Source organism: Rhizobium phaseoli (assembly GCF_003985125.1).
Taxonomy (GTDB): domain Bacteria; phylum Pseudomonadota; class Alphaproteobacteria; order Rhizobiales; family Rhizobiaceae; genus Rhizobium; species Rhizobium phaseoli.
The window spans coordinates 1-17,496 of the sequence record NZ_ML133573.1 but is presented as its reverse complement, the minus strand read 5'-3'; the positions used below and the strand labels follow the sequence as shown (position 1 = coordinate 17,496).

At 59.9% G+C, this 17,496-nt stretch carries 16 protein-coding genes, 1 tRNA gene and 1 pseudogene; 10 read left to right on the top strand and 8 right to left on the bottom strand.

Translation table 11 applies throughout. The features are described 5' to 3' along the window. Nucleotides 1–31 precede the first annotated feature (31 nt). On the bottom strand, nt 32–1,096 hold the full coding sequence (chvE, locus tag EFD56_RS16595) for a multiple monosaccharide ABC transporter substrate-binding protein (RefSeq protein ID WP_004668889.1): 1,065 nt from the start codon (nt 1,094–1,096) through the stop codon (nt 32–34). A gap of 271 nt (nt 1,097–1,367) precedes the next feature. Between chvE and EFD56_RS16590 the strand changes: the two genes are divergently transcribed. Both EFD56_RS16590 and EFD56_RS16585 read left to right on the top strand, forming a co-directional pair. Continuing rightward, nucleotides 1,368–2,372, top strand: a complete 1,005-nt coding sequence (locus EFD56_RS16590; RefSeq protein WP_126905838.1) for a LysR family transcriptional regulator — start codon at nt 1,368–1,370, stop codon at nt 2,370–2,372. Nucleotides 2,373–2,521: 149 nt separating this feature from the next. After that, nucleotides 2,522–2,983: a hypothetical protein gene (locus EFD56_RS16585; protein ID WP_004668883.1), complete on the top strand. Its 462-nt coding sequence runs from the start codon at nt 2,522–2,524 to the stop codon at nt 2,981–2,983. Here the strand turns inward: EFD56_RS16585 and EFD56_RS16580 are convergent, their stop codons facing one another. After that, nucleotides 2,984–3,268, bottom strand: a complete 285-nt coding sequence (locus tag EFD56_RS16580) for a hypothetical protein (RefSeq protein WP_037113050.1) — start codon at nt 3,266–3,268, stop codon at nt 2,984–2,986. 198 nt (nt 3,269–3,466) lie between these two features. Between EFD56_RS16580 and iolG the strand changes: the two genes are divergently transcribed. After that, nucleotides 3,467–4,459 (top strand): inositol 2-dehydrogenase, encoded by a 993-nt coding sequence (gene iolG / locus EFD56_RS16575; protein ID WP_126905837.1) that lies wholly within the window; start codon nt 3,467–3,469, stop codon nt 4,457–4,459. 648 nt (nt 4,460–5,107) lie between these two features. Here the strand turns inward: iolG and EFD56_RS16570 are convergent. Further along, nucleotides 5,108–6,331: an ROK family transcriptional regulator gene (locus EFD56_RS16570; RefSeq protein ID WP_126905836.1), complete on the bottom strand. Its 1,224-nt coding sequence runs from the start codon at nt 6,329–6,331 to the stop codon at nt 5,108–5,110. Between the two features lie 228 nt (nt 6,332–6,559). Between EFD56_RS16570 and xylF the strand changes: the two genes are divergently transcribed. The 6 genes from xylF to EFD56_RS16540 all read left to right on the top strand — a co-directional run bounded on the left by xylF (nt 6,560) and on the right by EFD56_RS16540 (nt 13,281). After that, the gene (gene xylF, locus EFD56_RS16565) at nt 6,560–7,600 is read left to right on the top strand and encodes a D-xylose ABC transporter substrate-binding protein (protein WP_126905835.1); all 1,041 of its coding nucleotides are present in this window, start codon (nt 6,560–6,562) and stop codon (nt 7,598–7,600) included. A 259-nt stretch (nt 7,601–7,859) separates the two neighbouring features. Next, a complete protein-coding gene (locus EFD56_RS16560) occupies nt 7,860–9,173 on the top strand; it encodes a sugar ABC transporter permease (RefSeq protein ID WP_126905834.1) in 1,314 nt (437 codons plus the stop codon). Nucleotides 9,174–9,186: 13 nt separating this feature from the next. After that, complete coding sequence (locus EFD56_RS16555; RefSeq protein ID WP_126905833.1) at nt 9,187–9,969, top strand: ATP-binding cassette domain-containing protein; 783 nt, start codon at nt 9,187–9,189, stop codon at nt 9,967–9,969. Between the two features lie 210 nt (nt 9,970–10,179). Next, nucleotides 10,180–10,256, top strand: a tRNA-Arg gene (locus tag EFD56_RS16550). A 350-nt stretch (nt 10,257–10,606) separates the two neighbouring features. Further along, nucleotides 10,607–11,428, top strand: coding sequence for a hypothetical protein (locus EFD56_RS16545; protein ID WP_126905832.1), 822 nt, complete (start codon nt 10,607–10,609; stop codon nt 11,426–11,428). After that, nucleotides 11,428–13,281 (top strand): IlvD/Edd family dehydratase, encoded by a 1,854-nt coding sequence (locus EFD56_RS16540; protein WP_126905831.1) that lies wholly within the window; start codon nt 11,428–11,430, stop codon nt 13,279–13,281. The genes EFD56_RS16545 and EFD56_RS16540 overlap by 1 nt, the downstream gene beginning before the upstream one ends. 6 nt (nt 13,282–13,287) lie before the next feature. Here the strand turns inward: EFD56_RS16540 and EFD56_RS32655 are convergent, their stop codons facing one another. The 3 genes from EFD56_RS32655 to EFD56_RS33710 all read right to left on the bottom strand — a co-directional run bounded on the left by EFD56_RS32655 (nt 13,288) and on the right by EFD56_RS33710 (nt 14,939). Continuing rightward, entirely contained in the window at nt 13,288–13,449 is a 162-nt protein-coding gene (locus EFD56_RS32655; protein ID WP_164736839.1) for a hypothetical protein, read from the bottom strand. Between the two features lie 142 nt (nt 13,450–13,591). Beyond that, the gene (locus tag EFD56_RS16535) at nt 13,592–14,593 is read right to left on the bottom strand and encodes a competence protein CoiA family protein (RefSeq protein ID WP_126905830.1); all 1,002 of its coding nucleotides are present in this window, start codon (nt 14,591–14,593) and stop codon (nt 13,592–13,594) included. A gap of 118 nt (nt 14,594–14,711) precedes the next feature. After that, the gene (locus tag EFD56_RS33710) at nt 14,712–14,939 is read right to left on the bottom strand and encodes an HNH endonuclease (protein ID WP_126905829.1); all 228 of its coding nucleotides are present in this window, start codon (nt 14,937–14,939) and stop codon (nt 14,712–14,714) included. Between the two features lie 512 nt (nt 14,940–15,451). Between EFD56_RS33710 and EFD56_RS16525 the strand changes: the two genes are divergently transcribed. Beyond that, nucleotides 15,452–16,522, top strand: coding sequence for a cyclic nucleotide-binding domain-containing protein (locus EFD56_RS16525; RefSeq protein WP_126905828.1), 1,071 nt, complete (start codon nt 15,452–15,454; stop codon nt 16,520–16,522). 179 nt (nt 16,523–16,701) lie between these two features. On the opposite strand, the pseudogene EFD56_RS16520 reads toward EFD56_RS16525, so the two are convergent. Together EFD56_RS16520 and EFD56_RS16515 are read right to left on the bottom strand one after the other, a co-directional pair. Continuing rightward, a pseudogene (locus tag EFD56_RS16520) lies at nt 16,702–17,216 on the bottom strand (Crp/Fnr family transcriptional regulator). 66 nt (nt 17,217–17,282) lie between these two features. Then, nucleotides 17,283–17,496 (bottom strand): transposase domain-containing protein (locus EFD56_RS16515; RefSeq protein WP_164736838.1); only part of this gene is annotated, 214 nt, incomplete at its 5' end.

Genomic DNA, 17,496 nt, shown 5'->3' with positions numbered 1-17,496 from the left:
AAGCGCGGGCTCCGGCCTCCTGCTTAACTTCTTACTTCAGCTTGTCTTCGGTGTAGTAACCGCTGTCGACCAGGATCTGCTTGTAGTTGGTCTTGTCGACGGCAACCGGCTTCAGCAGATAGGACGGAACGACCTTGACGCCGTTGTCGTAGGTCTTGGTGTCGTTGACCTCAGGCTCCTTGCCGGACATGACGGCATCGACCATGGCAACCGTGACCTTGGCGAGTTCGCGGGTGTCCTTGAAGATCGTGGAGTGCTGTTCGCCAGCGATGATCGACTTGACCGACGGGATTTCAGCGTCCTGACCGGTGACGATCGGGAGCGGCTGGGCAGCCGTACCGTAACCAACGCCCTTCAGCGAGGAGATGATGCCGATCGAGAGGCCGTCATAGGGAGACAGGACGGCGTCGACCTTGGCGTCGGTGTAGTTTGCCGAGAGCAGGTTGTCCATGCGGGCCTGGGCCGTTGCCGGATCCCAACGCAGCGTGCCGACCTTGTCCATGCCGGTCTGGCCGGACTTCACGACGAGCTTGCCGGAGTCGATGTAGGGCTGCAGAACGGACATTGCGCCATCATAGAAGAAGAAGGCGTTGTTGTCGTCCGGCGAACCGCCGAAGAGTTCGATGTTGAACGGGCCCTTGCCGTCCTTGAGGCCGAGGCCGTCAACGATGGAGTTGGCCTGGAGAACACCGACCTGGAAGTTGTCGAAGGTGGCGTAGTAGTCGACGTTGCCCGAATCGCGGATCAGACGGTCATAAGCGATGACCTTGATGCCGGCATCGTGAGCCTTCTGGAGAACGTCGGAAAGCGTGGTGCCGTCGATCGAGGCGATGACGAGAACCTTGACGCCCTTCGTGACCATGTTTTCGATCTGCGAAAGCTGGTTCGGAATGTCGTCGTCGCCATACTGCAGGTCCGTGCCGTAACCGGCAGCCTGGAGCTGCTTGACGATGTTGTTGCCGTCGTCGATCCAGCGGGCCGAAGCCTTGGTCGGCATGGCAATACCGACAGTGCCCTTGTCGGCGGCCATAGCCGGTGCAACGAACGAAGCGACGCCGAAGGCAGCCGCAGCCATCAATGAGATAATGGATTTCATTTCTCTCTCCCTTGTTAATAGAGCAGCGGACGGAAAACCGCCCGCCCCGAAACTGTGGCAGGTTCCGTATTGGATAGTTACTTCAGATGGTGAGAAACGAAGTAGGTCTCCTCCACGATCTCACACGTGTTGAGTGCCAACCAGCACACGGCGGCAAACTGGTATGGATTCCTATAACTGTCAAATAGAATAAGTGGTAAAGTGCATAACAATTTTGGTATATCGTTAAAAAGTATTACTTTTGATGGAGCGCAGCGGGGAGGCTGCAACCATGACGATCGTTTCAGAGCCCATTTCCATGGATCACGTCGATATCCACAGCGACAATTTCGGCGACGACAGCCTTTTACGGGCAGGACTTAAGCTGAATCACCTGCGCATGATCGTCGCAATCGAAGATAGCGGACAGATTTCCGCAGCTGCCGAAGTCCTCAACATCTCGCAGCCCGCCGCCTCGCGCATGCTGTCCGAAATGGAATCAATTACCAAGACTCAGCTCTACGAGCGGGTGGCTCGCGGCGTGGTGCTGACGACCTTCGGCGCGGCCCTTGCGAGACGCGCCCGCAAGATCCTTCTGGAGCTGCGCGAGGCGAGCCGCGAGATCGGTGAATTGAAGAGCGGCAAGGGCGGCTCGGTCTTTATCGGCGCGGTAACGGCGCCGGCCATGAGCCTCGTCGTGCCGGCGATCAACAAGGTGCGCAAGGCCTATCCCGGCATCGAGATCAACATCCAGGTGGAGACCAGCAACGTGCTCGCCCGTGAACTGCTCGCCGCCCGCCACGACTTCATTATCGGCCGCATCCCCGATGACCTCAACCCGCGCCTGTTCGAGGTGACGGAGATCGGCATCGAGCGGGCATGCCTGATCGTGCGCAAGAGCCATCCGCTGTTAAAGCAGAAGGTGAGCAGCCTTGCAGACGTCAGGGATTACGACTGGGTGTTCCAGCCGCCGGGCACGCTCCTGCGCCGGACGATCGAGGACTATTTTCTGTCGCAAGGCGTGCCGCTTCCGGAAAATATCGTCAACACCTCCTCGCTGCTGCTCACCTGCGCTATCATCTGCGAGACCGATGCGATCGCCCCCGTCGCCGTCGACGTCGCCCATTTACTGGCCAGCCAGGGCGCCAAGGCCTCCGACGTCCGCGTGCTGCCGATCGATTTCGACATCAACGTCAAGCCCTACAGCCTGATCGCGGCGAGGGAGCGGGCACTGCCGCCGAGCGCGAGGCTGCTCTACGATATCATCCTGGAGGAAAGCCTGAAGCAGGCGCGATAGCCACGCAAGGCCGGCGCCATATTGGTCGGCCTTAATACGCGCCGGAGCAATTCCCGCAGAATGCGCCGCGTTTCTGCGTCCGGAAATTGCGTAAAAAAATAGAGCACTTCCGTCATTCGAAAACGGCCGAAGGCTTTTGAGGAAACGGGATGCTGTTCGGACAGTCGGTGTTTCAATCAGTCCTCGAGCGGCTGAAGGCAGAGGACGAGACGGGGGAAGACGCCGGAGCGCCGGCCGTCCACCGCGTCTCCGGCCTCGGCACCGGGCTCGCCTTCGACGTGATGCAGGGTGTATCGGTCGCCGCACAGCGCGTCGGCGAGGCCTATTTCGACCATCTCGATCTCGATGCCGACGCGCACCTTACGGAAAAGCCGGGCGCTGCGCCCGCCCCGGTGATGCCGGATCATCTCAGCCGCACGACGCCGGAGGACGTTGCCGCCGAACTGGCGATCTCGGCGGCCGATACGCCGATGACGCTGAGCGACAAGCGCCGCGCCTTTGCCCGCCTGAACCACCCCGACGGCGTCGCCCTGCCCTTCCGCGACAACGCGACGAAGCGGATGATGCTCGCCAATCTCCTGATCGACGAAGCGCTGCGCCGATTGCGCTGATTACTTCGCCTGCCCGTCCTTCGAAGGCGTTTCTGCGGCCGGCGCTGCAGGCTCTTCCTCGTCGTCGGCGTCGGGTGCTGCCGCCGGCGCTGCGGCCTCCGGCTGGGGATTGAAGGTCCAGAACAGCATATAGAAGGCATAGGCGCCTGCCGCGGCCGAAAGCACCGCCCAGAAAGGATCGCCGCCGACAATCTCGACCGCGGCCCAGCCGAAGCAGACGGCAACGATGGCAATTCGCACCCAGAGGCGCTGGTATGCCGGATGTTTCGGATCGATGAGTTGCATTCCTGCTCCGCGGTCGGATATGTCACGCATGCCCCCGGCATGCGTCGCACGGCCCATGGCCTGTGTCGCGTTTGTCTTTAGTTCGAATCTTGCAAATGTGAAAGAGCCGCGGGCTTGACGCGACGCAGAGAAGATGGAATGAAAATTCCAGTTTTTTGGTAATTCGGTTTATTTGTTCCGAATTCAAGGGAGGTTGAAATGACAGTGAGATTCGGTCTTCTCGGCGCCGGCCGTATCGGCAAGGTTCACGCCAAGGCCGTCAGCGGCGACGCCAATGCGAGTCTGGTTGCGGTCGCGGACGCCTTTCCGCAGGCGGCGGAAGCGATCGCTTCGGCCTATGGCTGCGAGGTCCGCACCATCGAGGCGATCGAGGCCGCCAAGGATATCGACGCCGTCGTCATCTGCACGCCGACGGACACCCATGCCGACCTGATCGAGCGTTTCGCCCGCGCCGGCAAGGCGATCTTCTGCGAAAAGCCGATCGATCTCGACGTCGCCCGCGTCAAGGCCTGCATCAAGGTGGTGGAAGAGACCGGCGCCAAGCTGATGGTCGGCTTCAACCGTCGCTTCGACCCGCATTTCATGGCGGTCCGCAAGGTGATCGACGACGGCAAGATCGGCGATGTCGAAATGGTGACGATCACCTCGCGCGATCCCGGCGCCCCGCCGGTCGATTATATCAAGCGCTCGGGCGGCATCTTCCGCGACATGACGATCCACGATTTCGACATGGCTCGCTTCCTGCTCGGCGAAGAGCCGGTCTCGGTGCTGGCGACCGCCGCCGTCCTCGTCGACAAGGCGATCGGCGAAGCCGGCGACTATGACAGCGTCTCCGTGATCCTGCAGACCGCCTCCGGCAAGCAGGCCGTCATCTCCAACTCGCGCCGCGCCACCTATGGCTACGACCAGCGCATTGAAGTGCACGGCGCCAAGGGCATGGCGGCGGCCGAAAACCAGCGCCCGGTCTCGATCGAAGTCGCCAACGGCGATGGCTACACCCGCCCGCCGCTGCATGATTTCTTCATGACCCGCTACACCGAAGCCTACGCCAACGAGATCGCCGCCTTCATCGCCGCGATCGAGAAGGGCTCGAAGATCTCGCCGTCGGGCGCCGATGGTCTTGCAGCGCTGGCCCTTGCCGACGCCGCGGTCCAGTCGGTCAAGGAAGGCAAGTTGATCAAGATTGGCTGACGGTCCTCTCCCGACCGGCAGCCATGCATGAGATGGCCGGGCAGACGCCCGGCCGTTTTGCGTTTGGATTGTGCCGAGACCCGCCCTCATCCGCCTGCCGGCACGACCGGGATCGAGCCACGGGTCTCGACCCGCAAGAAGAGATGCGACCTGCCCATTGTCGCTGGCTCGGCTCAAGGCCTTGCAAGGCGGAGGACGAGGCCGTGGATTCCAGGCTCAAGGCCTGGAATGACGGAGAGTGAGGGGGCGTTTGCGCCAAACTTACCGTCGGCGCAGCGGATGAGGCGCCCGGCGCCGAGTCAAAGGCCGCGATAACATGCACCGAAGCACCGCCCACCGTCCGAAACCTCGACAGCTCGTTTGGCGGCAACACATCCGCCACCGCACGTCGGCGCGGTGAATGAACCCATGCGCCTTATAAGCAGTCTCCCGCGCCCAAGGACGCGAGGGATTCCTGTAAAGAGCACAGACATGAGGGAGCAAGAGGAGACGCGATTTGCCCGTTGTTGAGAATGCGGTGTAGATGCTCGGCTCAAGGTTGAGCGGGATGGAGGGTGGGGGCCGTGGATTCCAGGCTCAAGGCCTGGAATGACGGAGGGTGAGGGTTGCGTTGCGCCAGAAACCTAGCCGTCGCTGCAGTTCTCGGCGCTACTCCCCGCCCTGAACGCCCGAGACCACTATGTCCTGGTCGATGACAGACAGCGCCCGGTTAAGGTGGCCTTCGAAGACGAGGATGGGTTCTTCGGGGACGATGCGGATTTCTGGCATGCCTTCCATGCGCACGATATGCGACTGGCCGAGGCCCTCTTCAATGCCCTGGCGCAGCAGGTCGTAATAGCGGGTGCCCGGGCCGGTGATGGCGATGGGCATGCGTTCGGTGAGGCTGAGCATGCGCGACAGGCCGTTGCCGAGCGCCAGGCCCGCCTGGCGGAAAGCGAAGGCGGAGGTGCGGTGGCCCTGGCGAGCCTTGGCGGCGATCTTGTCGAGTTCGGCGACGGGGACGAATTTGGCGGGGATCGTATCGAGCGGCACTTCGAAGGCGCTGCGCAGGATGGCGTAGAAACCGGCATAGGCCTCGATGCAGCCGCGGGTGCCGCAGCGACAGAGGCCGCCACCCGCCATGTGCAGCATATGGCCGAAATTCGGCGCCGAGACCTCCTGCCCCGTCTGCCCTCCCCGCCGGATGATGCCGAGGCCGATGCTGTGGCCGAGCGAAAGTGCGGCGAGCGAGCGGAAATCGGCGCCCTTGACGACCTCCTCGCGCGCCCCGAGAGCGGCAGCGACCAGCAGCGTCTCGTTATCGAGAATGACCTTGGCCTGCCAGTCCGGCCGCAGCGCCGATTCGAAATCGATCCGGTCGCTGCCGAAGATCGGCGACCAGAGGAGCACCGGCTCGGTGGAATCGACCAGGCCCTTGCTGCTGATCGAGATCAACAGCACTTTTTCCTGGGAAATGCGGGAGCGGTCGAGAATGCGCGACAGCCCGGCGCGCACGCCTTCCATGAAGCGGCCCGCCCCCGAGGGATCATGCGAGCGCTCCTCGCTAAAGCGGTCGATCAGCTTGCCGGCATAATCGACCAGCGAATATTGCACGGCATCCGAGGAGATGATGACGACGATGAGATAGCCGCAATCGCGCCGCTGGCGCAAAAGCACGCGCGGCCGGCCGCGGCCGCTCGCCGCCTGCTGCTCGGATTTTTCGATGATCTGGGCGCGTTCCAGATCCGCCGTGATCGCCGAAATGGTGGCCGAGGAAAGGCCGGTGAAATCGGATATTTCGGTATGGGCGAGCGCGCCGTGACGGCGCAGCACGGACAGCACGAGCACGCTGTTTCTCTGCCGGACCAGCTCCGTGCTCGACTTGGTCAGCATGAATGCCGCCCTCTCCTCCTGCTTGCCCTATCCCTGATTTCCACTGCATCTCCGGCGGTCGCTGCGCAAGGGGCGGAAGCCGGTAGTCCAGTGTTGACAGCTGAAAAAATCTCTGACATCAAATTTCTCGACTGTCGAGAAAATAATCCGAACTTTCCTCGACAGGCTTATCGCGGTGGCCGGAGGAAGCATGGGCTGGGCCGGTCGCAACTCACTCGGGAGGACATTATGAAGTCTATTTTGAAATTGATGGCAGGCGCCGCCATCCTCGTTTCCGCGCATACCGTTGCCATGGCTAAAGACCTCGTCGTCGGCGTTTCCTGGTCGAATTTCCAGGAAGAGCGCTGGAAGACGGACGAAGCCGCCATCAAGAAGGCTCTCGAAGCCAAGGGCGCCAAGTACATTTCCGCTGACGCGCAGTCTTCTGCCGCCAAGCAGCTGACCGACGTCGAATCGTTGATCTCGCAGGGCGCCAACGCGCTGATCATCCTCGCCCAGGACTCCGACGCGATCGGTCCGGCCATCGAAAAGGCCGCCGCTGAAGGCATCCCGGTCGTCGGTTACGACCGCCTGATCGAAAATCCGGCCGCCTTCTACATCACCTTCGACAACAAGGAAGTCGGCCGCCTGCAGGCTCAGGGCGTCTTCAAGGCGAAGCCGGAAGGCAATTACGTCTTTATCAAGGGCTCGTCCTCCGACCCGAACGCCGATTTCCTGTTCTCGGGCCAGCAGGAAGTGCTGAAGGCCGCGATCGACGCCGGCAAGATCAAGAATGTCGGCGAAGCCTATACGGACGGCTGGCTGCCGGAGAACGCCCAGCGCAACATGGAGCAGTTCCTGACCGCCAACAACAACAAGGTTGACGCCGTCGTCGCCTCCAACGACGGCACGGCCGGCGGCGCGATCGCAGCGCTCGACGCCCAGGGCCTCGCCGGCTCCGTTCCGGTTTCCGGCCAGGATGGCGACAAGGCGGCCTTGAACCGCATCGCTCTCGGCACGCAGACGGTTTCCGTCTGGAAGGACAGCCGCGAACTCGGCAAGCGCGCAGCCGAAATCGCTCTCGACCTCGCCGGCGGCAAGGACATGAGCAAGATCGACGGTGCACAGGCCTTCAAGGGCGGCCCGAAGGGCGTGGAAATGCAGTCCGTCTTCCTGAAGCCGCTGGCAATCACCAAGGACAATCTGAACGTCGTCATCGACGCCGGCTGGATTTCCAAGGCTGAAGCCTGCCAGGGCGTCAAGGCCGGCACGGTGGCCGCCTGCAAGTAAGCAAGCTCGAAACTGAACTGCCGGCGCCGCAACGCACCACCGTTGCGGCGCCGGATGCGGATGCGAACTCCAAAGATGCAGTTCCTCCGCTTCGCCGCACCATCGCGGATTTGCATTCCCTGCCGGAAGGGTGTCGCGACGCCACGCCCGCGCTTTCCGGAAGCATCGCAATGGTCAGTTGAAGAACGGACGATGACGCCGCCCACAACTTGGGCAAGCCGGCGCAGCCGTCCAAACACAATGGGGGAACGGCAAACCCATGGCCGAAATGGTAAAATCCACCACATCAAGCGGGCCGCGAACGGCGGAAGCCAATCCGGTGACCCGCTTCTTCCGTGCGACCGAGATCGACACGCGCCTGCTCGGCATGATCGGCGCGCTCATCATCATCTGGATCGGTTTCCACATCATAACCGGCGGCCTGTTCCTGACCCCGCGCAATCTCTGGAACCTTTCGGTCCAGACGACCGATATCGCGATCATGACGACGGGCATGGTGCTGATCATCGTCACCCGCAACATCGACCTTTCGGTCGGTTCCGTGCTCGGCCTCTGCGGCATGATCATGGGCGTCACGCAGGCGAAGATCCTGCCGGAATATATCGGCTTCGACAGCCCCTTCACCTGGGTAATCACGCTGCTGATCGGCATCATCGCCGGCGGGCTGATCGGCACCTTCCAGGGCATGATCATCGCCTTCCTCAACGTGCCCTCCTTCATCGTCACCCTCGGCGGCCTGCTCGTCTGGCGCGGCGCGACCTGGCTCGTCACCAGCGGCCAGACGGTTGCCCCCATGGACCAGACCTTCCGCATCATGGGCGGCGGCGCGGAGGGCTCGATCGGCGCCACCTGGAGCTGGATCGTCGGCATCGCCGCCTGCCTCTTCGTCATCGCCAGCATCATCGGCTCGCGCCATCAGCGCCGCCGCTTCGGCTTTCCGCGCCGGCCGATCTGGGCGGAGTATTTTCTCGCGATCCTCAGCTGCTTCCTGATCCTCGGCGCCGTCTCGATCGCCAACAGCTATTACTGGCCGATCAATATCGCCAAGAAATATGCCGAGACCAACAATATCCCCTGGCCGGAAACCGGCCTGGATATTCCCTACGGCATCGCCGTGCCGGTGCTGATCGCCATCGTCGTCGGCATCATCATGACCTTCATTGCCACCCGCCTGCGCTTCGGCCGCTATGTCTTCGCCATCGGCGGCAACCCCGAGGCTGCCGAACTCGCCGGCATCAAGACCCGCTGGGTGACGGTGCGCATCTTCGCGCTGATGGGCATTCTGGCCGCTATCGCAGCCGCGATATCAACCGCCCGCCTCAACGCCGCAACGAACTCGCAGGGCACGCTCGACGAGCTTTACACCATCGCCGCTGCCGTCATCGGCGGGACGTCGCTGGCGGGCGGCACCGGCACGATCGCCGGCGCCATGCTCGGTGCGCTGGTCATGCAATCGCTGCAATCCGGCATGGTTCTCGCCCATGTCGACACGCCGCTACAGAGCGTCGTCGTCGGCACCGTCCTCGTCGTGGCGGTCTGGCTCGACACCGTCTATCGCGCCCGTGCCAAGTGAGAGGAGCTCAAATATGACTGATCACCGCACTCCCCTCGTGGAACTGAAAAACATCTCGATCTCCTTCGGCGGCATCCACGCCGTGGACAACGCCTCGGTGGATCTCTACCCCGGCGAAGTCGTCGCCCTTCTCGGCCACAACGGCGCCGGCAAGTCGACGCTGATCAAGATCCTCTCCGGCGCCTACAAGCGCGACTCGGGCGATATCCTGATCAATGGCGAGCCGGCCGACATCCGCAATCCGCGCGATGCCAAGAAATACGGGATCGAGACGATCTACCAGACGCTCGCCGTCGCCGACAATGTCGACGCCGCCGCCAACCTCTATCTCGGCCGCGAGCTAAAGACCCGCTGGGGCACGCTCGACGACGTGGCGATGGAAGCCTCGGCGCGCCAGGTGATGGGGCGGCTCAACCCCAACTTCAAGCGCTTCAAGGAGCCGGTGAAGGCGCTTTCGGGCGGCCAGCGGCAATCGGTGGCGATCGCCCGCGCCATCCTCTTCAATGCCCGTATCCTGATCATGGACGAGCCGACGGCAGCCCTCGGCCCGCAGGAGACGGCGCAGGTGGGCGAGCTGATCAAGCAGCTGAAGAAGGAAGGCATCGGCATCTTCCTCATCAGCCACGACATCCACGACGTCTTCGACCTTGCCGACCGCGTCTCGGTGATGAAGAACGGCCAGGTGGTGGGCCACGCGCGCACCGAGGACGTGACCAAGGACGAGGTGCTCGGCATGATTATCCTCGGCAAGGTGCCGCCCAAGGCCATCCCCGGCCCCGGCGCCATGCAGATCTGACCGGCACCGAAAGCGCCCTGCCCCTGACAACCAAGCTCCGCCGCCCGCAAGGCCGGCGGAGTTTTTTTATGTGGCATTCCCAAGGCTGACGAATAAAAACGCCCGCCAAACCGCAAGCATCGGTATTTCCGAGAATTTCGCGATTGAAGCCGGCCGCAAGCTAGGCTAAGAACCACCCATCGGACAGGCGATTCAAACCGCCTCAGGCATGCACCCGTAGCTCAGCTGGATAGAGTGTTGGATTCCGATTCCAAAGGTCACAGGTTCGAATCCTGTCGGGTGCGCCATTTTTCGACGACTCCAGAAAAAAGCTGGGAACTGTAAGTAAGACCGCCCAGGTTTGCGCCTGAGGGCGTAAGTCTTGCAGGTTCTGCGGGGTTGAAATGAGCCTTACTGTTCAGGATACCCGGGCGGCTATTCTGAATAATCGTGAAAGACGAGATGGTGGCTGGCGTCGCAAGAAAGGTATGTGATGCCATGGCTGAGAACTTCTTCTAGATCACGGGCTCAACCCTGAAGCGATTATGATATTGATTTTTGCGCCCGGCGATGGAAAAGTCTGAACGGGTTGCGACGCAAACGCTTTCGCTCTCGAAACTACTTGCGGATTTCGGTCCGAATGACAGCGGGGAGCAGAATGCTCAGTAATCGGATCCGGATCTTCTCCGAGTTGGTAAGCCTAGACGCCTGGCACCTTCCATTCACTGAAAAGCGCGCCGCCGTAGCCCTCCACGCCGACGTGAGTTTCTCGACAGCGCGGCTAGGCGCCGAAGAGAATTCTCCTGTTCGTTTCAAAATCGAGCTGAGGCGTGCGGAGCTCAAGGTGATGGTCCCGGAGACGGAACCGCTGACGATTGATCGAGCATCTGTAGAACGTATCGATCCATCGGTGGTCGCCACGCGCAAGCAACGATCGTCGACTAGATCGAAGGCCGCGGTCTCTGCGGAGATGTCGATCGCGGGTGGAGCGAACGGAGCATCGGGGCGGCTCGGACTGAGCGGGAAGGCGTCTAGGGACACCGAGATAGTTAGCGAGATGACCGCCACCCAGAAGGTCGGAGCAATAATTGCGTCCCACTCCATGGACGCCGATGGAAACAACCGGTGGATCTTCAAGCCCGGAACGGCCGATGTTCTAGCGGGAAAACCTTGGTCTGCGAAAGACATGCCTCTGATGAAGCTCAAAGACCTTCGGCATCCGGATAGCCGCAAGCTGCCTTCCACGGTTCGGCTGGAATTGTCCTGTTTGCGTGAAGACATGAAAATTTACGACATCGTGCTGAAGGACGAAGGAATCTTCAGCGCCGCGAAGGCACGCCTCGGCTTCAATGACAGAATGCTGGCCGCCGAAGCGTTCATTCGAAATCGGCTTGAGCACGAGGGTCTCCCCGCCCCTCGGATGTCGGAGGATTATGCCATCATTAGCCTCGCCGAGATTACGGCCAGCGAGGAAGGGTGATGGCCCATTGGCTCGACCCTATTACGCAGGTCTTCACATCCGACGCTCACGACCTAGCCGAACTTGCCAAAATGCTCGGTTACGATCCCGCCACGTTCTACATCGGTACGTTGCCGCAGGATCAGATCGAAGCAAGAGTTCTCGAGAGAGGCGTCGTTCCAGGTTCGGAAACACTAAGGTCAGTTGATGGCAATCTCGGCCCTGCCGTGGCGTTTATGCCCACCGGACGAGTTGAACGTATGACCAGCACAGCAGTCGTCTTCGCCGACGAGATCGCCCTGCAGGAGGCCTTTTTAGATGGAGAGCTAGCATTCGATTTTGTTGCAATTCTAAGGCTGTCCGACGACGGGGCGGGGTGGCGCCCATCACTGCGAAACATAACTGCGACGTTGGAAATACTTCAGGACAGAGGCTTCCATGTCTGGGCGTTGATCGACGCGACGATCGAGAAGTTCGACGCTGGCGTACCGGTAGTCTCAAACTTTTCGCTGAGCGCCGATGTCGGCGGAATGATCGGGCGCGTGCGCGATGGCGATAAAATCACCCTCGACGCCGACGCTTCCCTACTGGTTGTGGACGTGATTGACTCTGACTTAGAAAGCCGAAGGCTCACGAAAGTGAGCGTACGCCATCGACCATCAATCTCTAACGAAAACATCTTCGCAGGTGAAACCCCCGAGCGCATTTCGAAATTCATCAGTCGGCAACCACGTTATTTGAAGGAAATTTACGCCAAGCTTCAGAAGACTTCTGGCCGGCCAACAAGACAGGCCGAACTTCATCTTCGTCTCTTTCGGAACGTGTCGATGGAGATCGAGGCGATGTGGCGAGAAATAAATGAGCATCAGTTCTCCGACACAATATCTTCCGCGATTTCAACGATTGAGGGTATAAACGACGGTCTGCGTCAATGCTCACAATTCGCCTCCGGCACCCGAAATTACGGCGTGGCATTGCTGGGCTTCGAAACCCAGATCACTACGCTAAGGCTCTCGGAATTCCTGACGTCGTCGTCCCGAGCAAGCGAAATTGGTGGCGCCGCCTACGCCGTAGGCAACCTCTACAGCGCCGAGGGCAATGCCGAAAGCGCCATTCGAGCATTCGAGGATGCGACACGTGAACTTCAAAATGCTATTAGATTGCAGGACGCGCCGTCCTATCGGCTGATGTTCGCGAACGTCAGCCGTCGCTTGGCAACACAGTTGCAACAAATCAAACGATACGAAGATGCTGAACGTGTTCTGGCAGAGGCGACGCATCAACTCGCTCGCTGGTCGGACTCCATCACCTATGAAGGCCAGTTCGTATTGGCTCGTCTCTATGGGGAACTGGCGGCGGTCGCGCGAACTCTAGGCCGCTCATCGTCGGGGCTGGAGAATTCCCGCCAATCCGTTGAGGTCCTTCAAAGCCTATTGGAGGTGAAAAGCGGCATCCAGTCTCTCGAATTTCTTGCGAAGGCGTACATGCGGCATGCGGATCTACTCGACGATGTCGGGGCGCTTGGTGAAGCCGCGATAGCGCGTGTCACGTCCGTGTTGCTAAGGCTGCGCGTCGCCGAACGTAGCGTAGGCAATAAGAAGCGAATGGAGGCCGTACTTAAGGGTCGCAGCGCGCTTGTCGACGGTGAGGGACTCTATTCGATTTTACCCCGGATGTCGGACGACACTTTTACGTTGGTGTCGAGGGCGATCCGGAGCGAACTTAAGCTGGATGGGGTCGACTTCGATGAAGCTGCTGCTCAATTGTATCGTTTGGAAGAGACTCTTGCCACCTACCTCCCGCGCTTTCTCCACGAATCGAGCTTTCCTCTGGCGCAGATGGCATTTCTGCGCGCAGGCCACAACCAAAGGTAGCGGTCATCACCCGCAACTGGTCCACGCGGTTTCGGCGGCAGGCAGATCAAAAAACCGCCGGCATAACTGATGACGATGCCGTTCTATGGCTGGCGATTTAGCCGAGGAATTCATCGAAAAGATCGCTCGGAAGCCGAGTGGGCGGAACGCAGCAATATCATCCGCCATTCTGGCCTCCGATCATTCGGCAATTCCACCTTGTTCACTGTTACGACTATGGCCATCCGTGGCAGCAAGAGAGGGCGTGCAACAAATCGCAAAGCACTCTATCGAAAAGCGAGCCAGCTAGGCCGCGCGGCTGCAGCCCAGGTCATCTACTTTCAATTTCTGGACGGTAAGCGGAACAATCCACAGCCTCGTTCACCCCGACTTCAGTTCGCCGAATTTTGCAGAAAACCGGCTTGTCTAATGTGTCGAGGCCGGCGTACCTGCACAAGAAGCAACATTTCACAGAGATGCCTTCGCCGAGCGCACGCTGCACCTCTTTTCGATAGCCGTCTGTAGCGAGGAACGGCAGGACAATCCCATGGGCGACCTCGTGAACAACGCGGCTATAAACTACTGCCGAGCCCCGCCGTGCTGCAACTATGCGGTGGGGTGCATCGGTCAGGATGCGCGACTTACCGCTCTTGTAGACGAAGAAAGCTGTCAATTCGGCACCGCAGTTGCGCAAGCAGGCAACGTTCAATGGCAACTGTCGCTTCATGTTGTAAGTTGCGACATTGTTTGCTCGAGCATCGATTCCGGCGGCTAACAATGCGAGCTGATCCTCGTCGCTGATCGAAATCTCCACGATCCGTAGTCCGCTACTGATCTTGGTCCCATCGCAACGGTGGGTGACGGCGACTTCTACGAGCAGCGTCTCGTCATTCTTCGTTGACGTGAGGAGGACATCGGCCACGAATCCGCCTACTGCGGCTTCTTCCCGGACGCCGTCGAAATAGCCGGTGAGATCGAAGTCTCGCCATCCCGTTGACTGTTGGCAGATATAGCCCAACTCATCCTTCCAACGCGTGCAATGGCGTTCAGCAGGAAGACTTAGCGTGTATGGTTGTCGAGTTTGAACTGCCGCCAAGAATCCTTCGGCTATCTGCCTTTTAGCAAGAGCATGGAGGTATGTTTCGCGGGAGCACACCACCTCCTTGTCTTGCACGTGGCGAAAGTGTTTCTCGCGTCGAGTGCCAAGAACCGCGATCAAATCACGGCCGCAGCCGAAGCAAATGAAGTGCTCACGCGAATGGGAGCCACCCCTGGTCATATTCAGGATATCGACTTTCTCGCCATTCTCTTTCCGCGCATACCGATGTTTCATTGGCCCGCTTGACGTTGTTCACTCCAACTTCATCGAGGATGACGGGTTTTTTACTGTGGATCAGCTCGGCGGCCGCAACGGCCGCAACGTCTGCAACATACATGCGCAAGTCTTGCCACTATGTCGCCAAAGCTCGCATCAACCTAGCTTTGATAGAGAGCCACGTGGACTTAGCCTTCTTGGTCCGACGCTTCTGATTGCAGGCAAAACAAACAAGATGGAGATTTTCGAGGCAACTATTTCCGCCCTGGCTCGCCGGCTTGATGTGATCCCATGTGGCCAGGTTTGGGACCGACGCGAGCCTGTTGCGTTTGCGCTCCTTGTTATGAAATCCAGGAAAAACCATCCCGGCCTCGCAAATACCGCATCGCCCACCCTGTATCTCGAATGCTTTCCGCTTGCGACCGTGTCTATACTTCGTGATTTTGCTCAAACGATGATTGCCCCACTGCAATGCCTGGTTGATTTAGCAAAGTCGCAATCAGGGCCGCTGTCAATTCTCCTTAAGTGGATACTCCCGGCGGGCGACTTTCGCAGGGGTAAGCCTGGCTAGGAAACGAGGCTTGATGGGAAGCCTTAGGCATGCAGCGGACCCGTGGCAGGGAGCACTTCGACGGTCGTCCTCGGAAAGTCCGCCGTGGAGATGCATCCTGAAGATGGCTTCGCGGGCGTCGCACAGTCAGCAAGGTCACGAGCTGCCTTTCACTGTCGGATGATCCACATTCCCTTTGAAATATTGTAACGCGATTCCGGCTGCCAAATTCTTTGGTGCGAAGACACATTGCATCAGTCCCCGTTCCCTTGTGTGTGGCCCGAAGGTATCTATTGTCCACGAATGCCGGGCGTGGGGAGTATGTAATGTCGGCAGTGCCTTTCTCGAAGATTTCGACGCCGCTCAACGCGCTGTTCGCTACAATCGGTCTCCTGGTCGTTGCCGCATTGACGACGCAGGGCCTTACTGGACAGGAGAGGCTTGTCTTAGAGCTGCTACTTGCGGCAATTTGGCTGGCCTATGTTCTCCAACTGAGCGGCACATTGCTTTCACGACGCAGCCACTTGTCGGGGGGGATGACGGCCCTCGTGATCGATTTGCTCGCGGTTCTGGTTCCGGCTGGTGCATTCTTGTTCGTTGGGTCCCGTGATCGAGACCTCTATTGCGCCATTTGGCTTCTCAAGCCGTTGCGCGACTCGACCTTCTTCAGGCTGCTGGCAAAGGTGGTCGCGAATGAATCGCGCAATCTGCTTGGCGTGACATCGGTGTTCGGCATCGTTCTTTTTGGCGCTGCGTTGGCCGGTTATATCATCGAGCGAGACGTCCAGCCCGACAAGTTCGGCAGCATTCCGCAGGCGATGTGGTGGGCGGTCGTGACGCTGTCGACGACCGGTTACGGTGACGAGATCCCGCAGAGCCTTGCAGGTCGAGTTCTGGCCGGATTGGTGATGATGAGCGGGATCGGTATTTTTGCTCTTTGGGCCGGCATCCTCGCCACCGGCTTCTACGAAGAGGTTCGCCGCCAAGACTTCGTTCGCAACTGGCAATTGGTCGCTGCCGTACCCCTGTTCCAGAAGCTTGGTTCCGCGGCACTGATCGAGATCGTTCGGGCGTTGCGACCGCGCATTGTCCCCGCAGGTTCCGTGATCTGCCGCAAAGGCGAGGTTGGCGATCAGATGTTCTTCATTGTCGAGGGGCGGGTCACCGTGGCGACACCCGACCATCCAGTGGAACTCGGTGCCGGAAACTTCTTTGGCGAGATGGCGCTGATCAGTGGCGATCCCCGCTCAGCGACGGTCAGCGCAGCAACCGAGGTATCGCTGCTGTCGCTCTATGCCGTGGATTTCCAGATGTTGTCGAGCAGTAGTCCGGAGATCGCGGAGACCATCCGCAAGACGGCGCTGGAGCGGCGGGGCGGGGCGCCCGGGTTGCCATAACACTCCGGCTCTCCGGCATGGCAGTGAAATAAGGAACAGCAATTCCCCCTGTGTTGCCTATGACGACAACGATCGATTTCGCAGAGAGCCGCGAATGATTGGTGTAGATGAGACCAACGCCGTCCCCTGTCCCCTCGCGCACCAGCAACAAATAGCCGCCCGCGGGCGTGCGTTGGCAATTAGCGTGAGCAGCCGGCTTCCCTCAATTTTAGTGGTCTCTCCTGACTCAGCTCCGATCCAATCAGCCGTTCGTATTCTGCCTCCGGGACGCCGTAGGAGGAGCCGGCAACTTCAAGGAGGATCCCGCGGTTCACAATACGGACGTTGCCTCTCGTTGACTTGATCGCGTGCATACCTTCGAGGATGTGCAATTGAAGCGTGACGCCCGCACGCCTAACTCCCAGCATCAACGCAAGGAAGTCGTGGGTAAGCGGCATGTCGTCCACGTTAAGGCGATCATGACACATCAGCAGCCAGCGGGCTAATCGCTGGTGCATGTAGTATCGTGCAGCCGCCAACGCGGAGTGAGCAAGTTGCAGCTCCCGAGTGTGGATGTAGCGCAGAAAAATGAGGTGGGCTTCCCATCCGCGCTTGTGGCCACCATCGAGGCCAAGCCGCTCTCAATAAAATAAACATGCTCAATAGGTTTGTTGGCTTCGACGAGCGGAGTGCCCACCGGTAAATCGACGCGCATCAAATAAGGGGCAATAAGCGTGAATGCCTCATCAGGAAGGCGTAAGCCTCCGGTGAAGGCCGCAGGTCAGGCCGCTTGAGCGTTGACGGTCGGCGGCGTCCAATTCCACGGAAGCAACTGCTCCAGCCTGGTAATCGACGTATCAGCGATGCGGGCAAGAACGTCGGCCAGCCACACCTGCGGATCGATGTCGTTGAGTTTTGCCGTCATAATCAATGTGGCCATGAAGGCCGCACGATCTGCACCGCGGTCTGATCCGGCGAAGAGCCAGGATTTTCTG

What these genes read in the sequence shown, in the direction of transcription:
- iolG (WP_126905837.1), top strand. Translation starts at nt 3,467, where the DNA reads ATGACAGTGAGATTCGGTCTTCTCGGCGCCGGCCGTATCGGCAAGGTT.
- chvE (WP_004668889.1), bottom strand. Translation starts at nt 1,096, where the DNA reads ATGAAATCCATTATCTCATTGATGGCTGCGGCTGCCTTCGGCGTCGCT.
- EFD56_RS16580 (WP_037113050.1), bottom strand. Translation starts at nt 3,268, where the DNA reads ATGCAACTCATCGATCCGAAACATCCGGCATACCAGCGCCTCTGGGTG.
- EFD56_RS33710 (WP_126905829.1), bottom strand. Translation starts at nt 14,939, where the DNA reads ATGGTTTTTCCTGGATTTCATAACAAGGAGCGCAAACGCAACAGGCTC.
- EFD56_RS16535 (WP_126905830.1), bottom strand. Translation starts at nt 14,593, where the DNA reads ATGAAACATCGGTATGCGCGGAAAGAGAATGGCGAGAAAGTCGATATC.
- xylF (WP_126905835.1), top strand. Translation starts at nt 6,560, where the DNA reads ATGAAGTCTATTTTGAAATTGATGGCAGGCGCCGCCATCCTCGTTTCC.
- EFD56_RS16570 (WP_126905836.1), bottom strand. Translation starts at nt 6,331, where the DNA reads ATGCTGACCAAGTCGAGCACGGAGCTGGTCCGGCAGAGAAACAGCGTG.
- EFD56_RS16590 (WP_126905838.1), top strand. Translation starts at nt 1,368, where the DNA reads ATGACGATCGTTTCAGAGCCCATTTCCATGGATCACGTCGATATCCAC.
- EFD56_RS32655 (WP_164736839.1), bottom strand. Translation starts at nt 13,449, where the DNA reads ATGGCGGATGATATTGCTGCGTTCCGCCCACTCGGCTTCCGAGCGATC.
- EFD56_RS16585 (WP_004668883.1), top strand. Translation starts at nt 2,522, where the DNA reads ATGCTGTTCGGACAGTCGGTGTTTCAATCAGTCCTCGAGCGGCTGAAG.
- EFD56_RS16525 (WP_126905828.1), top strand. Translation starts at nt 15,452, where the DNA reads ATGTCGGCAGTGCCTTTCTCGAAGATTTCGACGCCGCTCAACGCGCTG.
- EFD56_RS16540 (WP_126905831.1), top strand. Translation starts at nt 11,428, where the DNA reads ATGGCCCATTGGCTCGACCCTATTACGCAGGTCTTCACATCCGACGCT.
- EFD56_RS16545 (WP_126905832.1), top strand. Translation starts at nt 10,607, where the DNA reads ATGCTCAGTAATCGGATCCGGATCTTCTCCGAGTTGGTAAGCCTAGAC.
- EFD56_RS16560 (WP_126905834.1), top strand. Translation starts at nt 7,860, where the DNA reads ATGGCCGAAATGGTAAAATCCACCACATCAAGCGGGCCGCGAACGGCG.
- EFD56_RS16555 (WP_126905833.1), top strand. Translation starts at nt 9,187, where the DNA reads ATGACTGATCACCGCACTCCCCTCGTGGAACTGAAAAACATCTCGATC.